At 72.2% G+C, this 10,150-nt stretch carries 9 protein-coding genes; 3 read left to right on the forward strand and 6 right to left on the reverse strand.

The features are described from left to right. Positions 1–164 precede the first annotated feature (164 nt). Positions 165–1,334, forward strand: a complete 1,170-nt coding sequence (locus ACIPUC_RS35630; protein WP_446594532.1) for a trypsin-like serine peptidase — start codon at positions 165–167, stop codon at positions 1,332–1,334. 75 nt (positions 1,335–1,409) lie between these two features. Here ACIPUC_RS35630 and hflX read toward each other — a convergent pair whose 3' ends face one another. From hflX to miaA, 6 genes are all read right to left on the reverse strand, one after another. Further along, a complete protein-coding gene (gene hflX, locus ACIPUC_RS35635) occupies positions 1,410–2,915 on the reverse strand; it encodes a GTPase HflX (protein WP_446594533.1) in 1,506 nt (501 codons plus the stop codon). Positions 2,916–3,019: 104 nt separating this feature from the next. Continuing rightward, positions 3,020–4,459, reverse strand: a complete 1,440-nt coding sequence (locus tag ACIPUC_RS35640) for a M1 family metallopeptidase (RefSeq protein WP_446594534.1) — start codon at positions 4,457–4,459, stop codon at positions 3,020–3,022. Between the two features lie 108 nt (positions 4,460–4,567). Then, a complete protein-coding gene (locus tag ACIPUC_RS35645; RefSeq protein ID WP_446594535.1) occupies positions 4,568–6,694 on the reverse strand; it encodes a RelA/SpoT family protein in 2,127 nt (708 codons plus the stop codon). A 140-nt stretch (positions 6,695–6,834) separates the two neighbouring features. Next, a complete protein-coding gene (gene dapF, locus ACIPUC_RS35650) occupies positions 6,835–7,710 on the reverse strand; it encodes a diaminopimelate epimerase (RefSeq protein WP_446594536.1) in 876 nt (291 codons plus the stop codon). A 34-nt stretch (positions 7,711–7,744) separates the two neighbouring features. Then, a complete protein-coding gene (locus ACIPUC_RS35655) occupies positions 7,745–8,320 on the reverse strand; it encodes a hypothetical protein (RefSeq protein ID WP_446594544.1) in 576 nt (191 codons plus the stop codon). Positions 8,321–8,452: 132 nt separating this feature from the next. Next, a complete protein-coding gene (gene miaA, locus ACIPUC_RS35660; RefSeq protein WP_446594537.1) occupies positions 8,453–9,391 on the reverse strand; it encodes a tRNA (adenosine(37)-N6)-dimethylallyltransferase MiaA in 939 nt (312 codons plus the stop codon). A gap of 244 nt (positions 9,392–9,635) precedes the next feature. Here miaA and ACIPUC_RS35665 point away from each other — a divergent pair, with 244 nt between their 5' ends. After that, positions 9,636–9,782: a hypothetical protein gene (locus tag ACIPUC_RS35665; protein WP_446594538.1), complete on the forward strand. Its 147-nt coding sequence runs from the start codon at positions 9,636–9,638 to the stop codon at positions 9,780–9,782. Between the two features lie 23 nt (positions 9,783–9,805). After that, positions 9,806–10,048: an antitoxin gene (locus tag ACIPUC_RS35670; RefSeq protein WP_446594539.1), complete on the forward strand. Its 243-nt coding sequence runs from the start codon at positions 9,806–9,808 to the stop codon at positions 10,046–10,048. The last annotated feature ends 102 nt before the right edge of the window (positions 10,049–10,150 follow it).

A 10,150-nucleotide genomic window follows, 5' to 3' on the forward strand; every position in this document is an offset into this window, starting at 1 on the left:
GTACCAACGACGGCGGCGGCGACGGATCACGGGTGGGGCCAAGATCCTTGCCCGCCGGGCGAAGAGAACACGGAACCGCTGCCCCGGGCTGTGCCGTCCCCAACCTCGGCGGCATAGTGGGGTGCTGCACTCCACGCCTCGAATCCACCTGGGGGACGAACGACATGCGACCGAACCGACCGGTCACCGCGATCCTGTGCGCGGTCGCGCTCACGCTGACCGCCGCCGCCTGCGGGCCCGGCGACGGGGAGGCCGGCGGCGACGCCAAGCCGACCGTGGCGGCGAGCCTTCCGGGCACGGACGGGATCAAGATCCCGGACCAGCTCAAGGACAAGCTCAAGGAGCACGGCATCGACCTGGAGAAGTGGAAGGGGGGTGCGTGGAAGGACTGGAAGAAGGAGGACTGGCTCCGCGAGGCGGGCGACTACATCAACCCGATCATCGAGGACCTGTGGGACCCGGACCGCATGCGTGACGCGGAGCAGCCGAAGCAGCCTTCCGTGGACCCGGACGCGGGCAAGGACCAGGGCGTCACCGACCCGACCCCGGCGCCGGTGACGGCCAAGGCGGCGAACCCGCCCTACCACCAGAGCGTTCCCGAGGCCGGCAAGGTCTTCTTCGACGGGCCCGAGGGTTCGATGGTCTGCTCGGCGACCGTGGTCAAGGACCCGGCCCATCCCGGCAAGTCCAACCTGGTCTGGACGGCGGGCCACTGCGTGCACGCGGGCAAGTCCGGCGGCTGGTACCGCAACATCGCCTTCGTCCCGTCGTACAACAACGCGGGCAAGCCCGCGGCGCAGCTCAAGGGCGCGCCGCGCGAGCAGGTGGCCCCGTACGGCGTCTGGTGGAGCGACTGGGCGCAGACCTCCGACCAGTGGATCGCGACCGGCGGTCCGACCGGCGGCGCGGGTGCCCCGTACGACTTCGCGGTGCTGCACGTGACCCCCGAGAAGGGCAGCGGCAAGTCCCTGGAGGAGACGGTCGGTTCGGCGCTCCCCGTGGAGTTCGCCGCTCCCGCGGTGCCGAAGGTCGCGAGCATCACGGCCACCGGCTATCCGGCGGCCGCTCCGTTCGACGGGCAGAAGGCCTACCAGTGCGCGGGCAAGCCGGGCCGGCTGTCGCTGACCGCGAACGACCCGGTGATGTACCGCATCGGCTGCACCATGACGGGCGGTTCCTCCGGCGGCGGCTGGGTCGCGGCGGGCGCGGACGGCAAGCCGGCGCTGGTGTCGAACACCTCGATCGGTCCGGCCAAGGCGGGCTGGCTGGCCGGACCCCGGCTGGGTCCGGAGGCGAAGGGCATCTTCGACGCCGTGAGCGGCAAGTTCAAGTAGGGCCCACCGCATGTGAAAGGACCGGGGCCCCTGCGTCGCAGGGGCCCCGGTCCTTTCACATGTGCGCGCGTCAGGTCACCGCTTGGCGAGCGCGTACGGAGCGAGGTCCGCCGCCAGCTCCTGGTGGACCCGCACCTTGAGCAGGGTGCCCTCCGGGGTGTGCTCCTCGGAGAGGACCTCGCCCTCGGCGTGCGCCTTGGCGACCAGCGAGCCGCGGGTGTACGGCACCAGGGCCTCCACCTCGACCTCGGGCCGCGGCAGCTCGGAGTCGATGAGCGCGAGGAGTTCCTCGATGCCCATGCCCGTGCGCGCCGAGACGGCGATGGAGTGCCGCTCGATGCGCAGCAGGCGCTGGAGGACGAGCGGGTCCGCCGCGTCCGCCTTGTTGATCACCACGATCTCGGGCACGTTGACCGCGCCGACCTCGCGGATGACCTCGCGGACCGCCGCCAGCTGCTCCTCCGGCGCCGGGTGCGAGCCGTCCACGATGTGCAGGATGAGGTCGGAGTCGCCGACCTCCTCCATCGTGGAGCGGAACGCCTCGACGAGGTGGTGGGGCAGGTGCCGGACGAAGCCGACGGTGTCGGCCAGGGTGTAGATCCGGCCGCTGGGCGTCTCGGCCCGGCGCACGGTCGGGTCGAGGGTGGCGAACAGTGCGTTCTCCACCAGCACGCCCGCGCCCGTGAGGCGGTTGAGCAGCGAGGACTTGCCTGCGTTGGTGTAGCCGGCGATGGCGACCGAGGGGACCTTGTTGCGGCGCCGTTCCTGCCGCTTGATGTCGCGGCCGGTCTTCATGTCCGCGATCTCCCGGCGCATCTTCGCCATCTTCTCGCGGATCCGTCGCCGGTCCGTCTCGATCTTGGTCTCACCGGGGCCTCGGGTGGCCATGCCGCCACCGCCGCCGCCACCCATCTGCCGGGACAGCGAGGCACCCCAGCCGCGCAGGCGCGGGAGCATGTACTGCATCTGCGCGAGTGCGACCTGTGCCTTGCCCTCTCGGGACTTGGCGTGCTGGGCGAAGATGTCCAGGATGAGGGCGGTCCGGTCGACCACCTTCACCTTGACGACGTCCTCGAGGGCGATGAGCTGGCCGGGGCTGAGCTCGCCGTCGCAGACGACGGTGTCAGCGCCGCTCTCCATGACGATGTCCCGCAGCTCGCGCGCCTTGCCGGAGCCGATGAAGGTGGCCGGGTCCGGCTTGTCGCGGCGCTGGATCACACCGTCGAGTACGAGGGCACCTGCCGTCTCGGCGAGGGCCGCGAGCTCCGCGAGGGAGTTCTCCGCGTCGATCACCGTGCCGGAGGTCCAGACGCCTACGAGGACGACCCGCTCCAGACGGAGCTGTCGGTACTCGACCTCGGTGACGTCTTCGAGCTCGGTGGAGAGGCCTGCCACGCGGCGCAGTGCCGCGCGCTCGGAGCGTTCGAACTGCTCGCCGTCGCGGTCTCCGTCGATCTCGTGGCTCCAGGCGACGTCCTCTTCCATCAGGGCATCGGCCCGAAGGCTCTCGGTGAAGCTCTGCGACTCGCGCACGTCCTGTGCGTCCCGCGCGTCCTGGGAAGGGGAAGAAGAGGAGGTCATTGGATCCCTACGTCGATTCGGATAACTGTCACGTCCAACGTGTCACACCGCCCGGGGATTCCCCGAACGGCCCTGTCGATGGTGACATGCCCGTTCCTCGCGGGTCACACGCTTTTCCCGCTCCACTCGGGGTGGCCGGGCATCGCGGGGGTCGTCTGCCCGTAGAGCCAGGGCTTCAGGAAGGCCGTCAGGTCCCGTCCGGCCTCCTGCGAGGCCAGGCGTACGAAGTCCTCCGTGCCCGCGACCCCGTCCTTGTGCTCGGACACCCAGCGGCGCTCCACGCGGTCGAAGGCCTGGGTGCCGATCTCCTGGCGCAGCGCGTAGAGGATCAGGGCGGACCCGTCGTAGACCACGGGCCGGAACAGGCCGATCTTCTCGCCCGGTGCGGCCGCCTTGGGCGCGGCCGGGGGGCCTCCCGCGGCCCGCCACTGGTCGGAGCGCTGGTACGCCTCGCGCATGCGCCGCTCCAGGGAGTACTTGCCGAGGCCGTCCGCGTACAGGGCTTCGTACCAGGTGGCGTGTCCCTCGTTGAGCCACAGGTCGGACCAGGTGCGCGGGGCGACGCTGTCGCCGAACCACTGGTGGGCGAGCTCGTGGACCATCACGGACTCGACGTACCACTCGGGGTAGCCCTCGCCCGAGAACAGGCTGTGCTCGAAGAGCGAGAGGGTCTGTGTCTCCAGCTCGAAGCCGGTGGTCGCCCGCGCGATCAGCACCCCGTAGTTCTCGAAGGGGTAGCGGCCGACCCGCTCCTCCATCCAGGCGATGTGGCCGGCGGTCTTCTTCAGCCAGGGGTCCAGCTTCTGCCGGTCGGCGGCGGGCACCACGTCGCGCAGCGGCAGCCCGTGCGGTCCGGTGCTGTGGACGACCGCGGAGCGTCCGACGGAGACCTGGGCCAGTTCCGTGGCCATCGGATGCCGGGTGCGGTACGTCCACGTCTTGGAGGGACCGGCGGGCAGGGCCGCTGCCACCGGCAGTCCGTTGGCGACGACGGTGAGCGCTTCGGGGGCCGTGACCCGGAAGGTGAAGAACGCCTTGTCGGCGGGGTGGTCGTTGCAGGGGAAGACCCGGTGGGCGGCGTCCGCCTGGTTGGCCATGGCCAGGCCGTCCTCGGTGGGCACCCAGCCGCCGTCAACGCGCCCTCGCGGGTCGCTGGTGTGCCGGACGGTGATGTGCAGCGGCACGTGGGCGGTGACAGGGCGCGCGGGCGTCAGGACGAGGTCCTCCCCCACGCTCTCGAATCGGGCCGGCTCGCCGTTGACCTCGGCGGACGCCACCTTTCCGTGGGTGAAGTCCAGGTTGATCCGCTCCAGCGGCTGCAGGGCCCAGGCGTCGATGACGGTGACGGCGTCGAGGGGGGTGCGGTTGTCCTTGTACGTGAAGGAGAGGTCGTACGAGAGCACGTCGTACCCGGGGTTCCCGAGCTCGGGGAACAGCCGGTCGCCGATGCCCAGCGGCGTCGGCGGGGGCAGTACGGCGGCGACGAGGGTGAGGGAGGCCGCGGCGAGCAGGGCGGCGCGCAGGCGCGGGGAGGTGAGCTGCATCCACCACCGCATATCAGCGTCCGCCACACGGCCGCGTACGGCGCGCGACGGGTCCACCCGAACGGGACCTTCCGGCGCGGACCCGGGCTAGCCGTCGGAGCCGGCCGGCTAGGCGCGGCTCACGTCGTACACGCCGGGCACGTTCCGCATCGCGCGCATCAGGGCGGGCAGCCCGGCCGCGTCGGGGAGCTGGAGGGTGTAGGTGTGCCGGACCCGCTGTTCCACGGGGGGTTCGACGGTCGCGGAGACGACCTCGACGCCCTCGCGGGCGATGGCCTCGGTGAGGTCGGCCAGCAGGTGGGGGCGGCCGAACGATTCGGCGAGCAGCGTGACCCGGCAGTCCGCCGTGGCCCGCCAGTGCACGGCGACGGAAGTGCGCCCCACCGCCCGCATCTGGGCGACCGCGGCGCAGTGGATGCGGTGCACGGTGACGGCCCCGCCCCGGACCACGAATCCGGCGACCGCGTCCGGCGGCACGGGGGTGCAGCAGCCGGCGAGCCGTACGGGGGCGTTCGGCAGGTCGGCGACGGCGTTGGCACCGCCGCCGCGCGCCCCGACCACGGAGAGCGGTGCCCGGGCCGCCGTGGTGGTGGCCATCGCGCGGTCGGGATGGGTTTCGAGCCAGCTGCTGATGGCGATCCGGGCGGCGGGGGTCTTCGCGTGGTCCAGCCACTCGGCGGCGGGTCCCGAGGAGGCGTCCTGTGCGAGCAGCAGTTGCACGGTGTCCCCGTCGGACAGCGGGGCGGACAGGGATGTGAGGCGCCCGTTGACGCGGGCGCCGATACAGCTGTGGGCCGCCTCGCCGTGCTGCGCGTAGGCGGCGTCGATACAGCTGGCCCCGGCCGGCAGGCCCAGCGTCCCGCCGTCGGCCCGGAACACGGTGATCTCCCGGTCCTGGGCCAGCTCGGCGCGCAGGACGCTCCAGAAGGTGTCGGGGTCGGGCGCGGACTGCTGCCAGTCGAGCAGCCGCGACAGCCAGCCGGGCCGCGTCGGGTCCACGCGTTCCTCGTACGGGTCCGCCGGGGCGGCCGGGGCCCCGGAAGCGGCGGTGGCCGTCGTGGACGCGCCGCACGCGGCGGACGCGGTGGCGTACGGATTGCCGAGCGCGACCACGCCCGCCTCCGCCACGCGGTGCATCTGCCGGGTCCGCACGATGACCTCGGCCACGTGGCCCTCGGGGGTGGCGACGGCGGTGTGCAGCGACTGGTAGAGGTTGAACTTCGGGGTGGCGATGAAGTCCTTGAACTCCGAGACGACCGGGGTGAAGCAGGTGTGCAGCTCCCCCAGCACGGCGTAGCAGTCGGCGTTCTCCGCGACGAGGACGAGGATGCGGCCGAAGTCGGAGCCGCGCAGCTCGCCGCGGTTGAGGGCGATCCGGTGCACGGAGACGAAGTGCCGCGGCCGTACTTGTACTTCGGCGGTGATGCCCGCCTCGCGCAGGACGGTCCGTACGGAGTCGGCGATGGCGGGCAGCGGGTCGCGGTCCCCCGCGTGGGCCGCGATGAGCGCGCGGGTGCGCTCGTACTCCTCGGGGTGCAGGATCGCGAAGACGAGGTCTTCGAGCTCGGTCTTGAGGGCCTGGACGCCGAGGCGTTCGGCGAGCGGGATGAGGACGTCGCGGGTGACCTTGGCGATGCGGGCCTGTTTCTCGGGGCGCATCACGCCGAGGGTGCGCATGTTGTGCAGCCGGTCGGCGAGTTTGATGGACATCACGCGGACGTCGTTGCCGGTGGCGACGAGCATCTTGCGGAAGGTCTCGGGTTCGGCGGCGGCGCCGTAGTCGATCTTTTCGACCTTGGTGACGCCGTCGACGATGAAGCGGACCTCGTCGCCGAACTCCTCGCCGACCTGATCGAGGGTCACGTCGGTGTCCTCGACGGTGTCGTGGAGGAGGGAGGCCGTCAACGTGGTGGTCTCGGCGCCGAGTTCGGCCAGGATCAGGGTGACGGCGAGCGGATGTGTGATGTACGGCTCACCGCTCTTGCGCATCTGGCCGCGGTGCGAGGTCTCCGCGAGCAGGTAAGCGCGGCGCAGAACGGACAGATCGGCGTCCGGATGGTGGGCGCGGTGTGCCTCCGCGACGTGGCCGATGGCGTCCGGGAGCCGGTCGCGGGATGTCGGCCCGAGCAGGGCCGCGCGCCCGAGCCGGCGCAGATCGAGCCTGGTCCGGCCGCGTCTGCGGAGCTCGGGGGGCGCTTCGGGGTGTGCTTCGGGGTTCGTGGCCTCTGCACTCATGGGCACCTCCGGCGGCTTCGACCGGCGGTGGTGGGCATGGGGTGAGCCCTCAGGGCCGGTGCCTGATGTTACCGACCCCACCACGTGGCGCAGTCCACCTCTCGCTCAGCGTGAAATGGATCACCCATTAGAGGGAAGCTTCAGGCGAAAGCCGTTTCGGTGAGCCAGGCCGCCTCGAACTCGCCCGCGGCCACGATCACGGCCGGTCCGGTCATGTCGATCCGCCCGTCGGGGTGCTCGGTGATGACCAGGGTCCCGCCGGGGAGGTCGACGGTGTACGTGGCCGGCGCGCCGGTGGCGGCGGGGTCCGCGCCGTCGCGGCGGATGGCGGCCACGGCGACGGCGCACGCGCCGGTGCCGCAGGAGCGGGTCTCGCCGGAGCCGCGCTCGTGCACGCGCATGGCGACGTGGCGGGGGCCGCGGTCGACGACGAACTCGACGTTGACGCCGGTCGGGTAGGCGGACGCGGGGCTGAACGGCGGGGCGGTGTACAGGTTCCCGGCGTCGTCGAGGCTGTCGACGAAGGCCACGGCGTGCGGGTTGCCCATGTTGACGTTGCGCGCGGGCCAGCTGCGCTCGCCGACGGAGACGGTGACCTCGCCCTCGGGGAGGACCGCGCGGCCCATCGCGACGGTGACGTCGCCGCTCTTGTCGAGGTGGACCTGCTTGACGCCGCCCCGGGTGGCGATCGCGAGGTCGCCGGGCTCGACGTGGCCGGCGTGCTCGAGGTAGCGGGCGAAGACGCGGACGCCGTTGCCGCACATCTCGGCGATGGAGCCGTCGCTGTTGCGGTAGTCCATGAACCATTCCGCCTCGCCGGCCAGGTGCGCGGCGTCGGGGTGGGCGGCGGACCGGACCACGTGCAGGACGCCGTCTCCGCCGATCCCGGCCCGCCGGTCGCACAGCTTCGCGACGGCGGACGCGGGCAGCTCGATGGCGTTGTCCGGGTCCGGGATGATCACGAAGTCGTTCTCGGTGCCGTGGCCCTTGAGGAAGGAGAGGCTGTTCTGCGTCACCCGCTCATGGTACCGATCCGCTGGTCGCGGGCGTTCAGCGGAGCCGCGCCACCCGGTACACGGCGAGGGCTACGAGGGCCAGCGCGGCCACGGCGTACAGCGCGGCCACGCGCCAGTCGGGGCGGCGGCCGCTGCCCCGGGCCGGGAGCCCGGGCCAGGTGTAGCCGACGCGGCGCGCGGCCATCATGCCCCAGCCGCCGGCGCAGCAGCTGATGAGGAAGCCGAGCATGGCGACCACGGCTCCGCCGTCGCCGAACTCGAAGGCGAGCGGGAAGGCGAACATGAGCGAGCCGGCGGCGCCGAGCATCACGATGGGGGCGATCTGCCACAGGCGCAGGCGGCGCTGCGGACGCAGTTCGACCTCGAACTCGGGCCCGCCCGCATCCACGTCGGCGCTGTCCGGCGCGTCGGGGCCGTCGGGCGTCAGCCGCGCGGGGTCGGCGGGCAGCCCGAGCCCGGCGGGTTCGGTTCCCGGGGCGGTTCCGTTTCCGGTTCCGCTTCCCGTTCCGCTTCCGGTTCCGGTTCCGGTTCCGTCCAGCCGGTCGAGAAGCTTCGGGTCCGCTTCCCGCCGGGTGTTGCCCTGCCCGGTGTCACGAGGGCCGGCCTCCATCGCCACGCGCCCTCCCCACTCGGACTCAGTACGCCGCCATGCACTGCCGGTGACCGCACCGCCAGGAGTTTGATGATGGCACGCCGCCGACCCCCGAACGGGCGCCCGGGGCGTCCCGATGCCATCACGTGATCAGGCTGTAACCGCTCGTTCGACCAACGTCTGTGCGATCCCGGGGAGTTCCCCCCGGTCGGCGGCGGCGCCGCTGAGCCAGTGCACCCGCGGGTCGCGGCGGAACCACGAATCCTGCCGACGGGCGAACCGCTTCGTGGCGCGGACGGTCTCGGCCCTGGCCTCGTCCTCGGTGCACTCCCCGGCGAGCGCGGCGAGCACCTGCTGGTAGCCGAGCGCCCTGGAGGCGGTGATTCCGTCGCGCAGTCCCCGGGCCTCGAGGGCGCGGACCTCCTCCACCAGCCCGTCCTCCCACATCCGGTCCACCCGGAGCGCGATCCGCTCGTCGAGTTCGGGGCGGGCCACGTCGACGCCGATCTGCACGGTGTCGTAGACGGACTCGTGGCCGGGCAGGTTGGCGGTGAAGGGGCGGCCGGTGATCTCGATGACCTCGAGCGCGCGGACGATCCTGCGCCCGTTGCTGGGCAGGATCGCCCGGGCGGCGGCCGGGTCGGACGCGGCGAGGCGTGCGTGCAGGGCGCCGGAGCCGCGCAGGGCGAGCTCTTCCTCCAGCCGGGCGCGGACCGCGGGGTCGGTGCCGGGAAACTCCATGGCGTCCAGGGCCCCGCGCACGTACAGGCCGGATCCGCCGACGAGGACGGGCGTACGGCCCTCGGCGAGGAGTTTGTCGATCTCGATGCGGGCCAGGCGCTGGTACTCGGCGACGTTGGCGGTCTCGGTGACGTCCCAGATGTCGAGGAGGTGGTGCGGGACCCCGCCTCGTTCCGCGGTCGTCAGTTTGGCGGTGCCGATGTCCATCCCCCGGTACAGCTGCATGGAGTCGGCGTTGACGACTTCGCCGTCGAAATGACGGGCCAGGGCGACGCCCAGATCGGACTTTCCGGCCGCGGTGGGTCCGACGACGGCGATGACCCGCGGTGCGGGGGCTGCTTTCCTCACCGCCCCAGTCTCGCAAACCCCGCGGCGTGTACCCGATCGGGTGAGGTGACGGGGCAGTGACGGGGTCGTTGCCCTGGCGAGGTTCCGGCCGGAGTGCGCCCGGCGGTGCGTCCGGCGGAGGCCGGTCCGGCCAAGGCGGAACTTCACTCACACGAGTAACGTTATGGGAGTAGACATGGGCGTTTTTGATCGGTTTTTTCGTCGTAAGGACGAGGTTGCGGCCGAGGAGGTCGCTGCCGAGGCCGTGACGACGGAGTCCGGTACGGCCGACGAGGCCGAGGCCGAGCCCGCTGGTCCGGAGGCCCCCGCGGCGGAAGCCGTGGACATCCCGAAGCAGCAGTCGGCCGAGGTGGCCGTGGACAACGAAGCCGGCGAGGGCGCCCGTACGTAGCGACCGCCAATGGAAGGTGACCCATGGGCCTGCTGGACAATCTGAAGGCCAAGCTCGCTCCGGCGAAGGACAAGGTCGGCGACCTCGCCCAGAAGAACGAGGGCAGGATCACCGAGGGTCTGGACAAGGTGGCCAAGGCCGTGGACTCCAAGACCCACGGCAAGTACAGCGACCGGATCACGAGCGGCACGGGCAAGGCGAAGGACGCCCTGGGCAAGATCGCGCACAAGGACGCCGGCGGGCCGACGCCGCCGGCCACTTCCTGACGCGGTACCGGAAGGGGGCGCGGGGGCCGCGGGGGGCGGGGCCCCCCCCCCCCCCCGGGGCCCCCCCCCCCCCCCGGGGGGGGGGGCCCCCCCCCCCCCGCC

This window comes from Streptomyces sp. LARHCF249 (assembly GCF_052871255.1).

Bases quoted from the DNA above. Each gene is read 5' to 3' on its own strand.
- hflX (WP_446594533.1), bottom strand. From the start codon at position 2,915: ATGACCTCCTCTTCTTCCCCTTCCCAGGACGCGCGGGACGCACAGGAC.
- ACIPUC_RS35630 (WP_446594532.1), top strand. From the start codon at position 165: ATGCGACCGAACCGACCGGTCACCGCGATCCTGTGCGCGGTCGCGCTC.
- ACIPUC_RS35670 (WP_446594539.1), top strand. From the start codon at position 9,806: ATGGGCCTGCTGGACAATCTGAAGGCCAAGCTCGCTCCGGCGAAGGAC.
- ACIPUC_RS35645 (WP_446594535.1), bottom strand. From the start codon at position 6,694: ATGAGTGCAGAGGCCACGAACCCCGAAGCACACCCCGAAGCGCCCCCC.
- ACIPUC_RS35655 (WP_446594544.1), bottom strand. From the start codon at position 8,320: ATGGAGGCCGGCCCTCGTGACACCGGGCAGGGCAACACCCGGCGGGAA.
- ACIPUC_RS35640 (WP_446594534.1), bottom strand. From the start codon at position 4,459: ATGCAGCTCACCTCCCCGCGCCTGCGCGCCGCCCTGCTCGCCGCGGCC.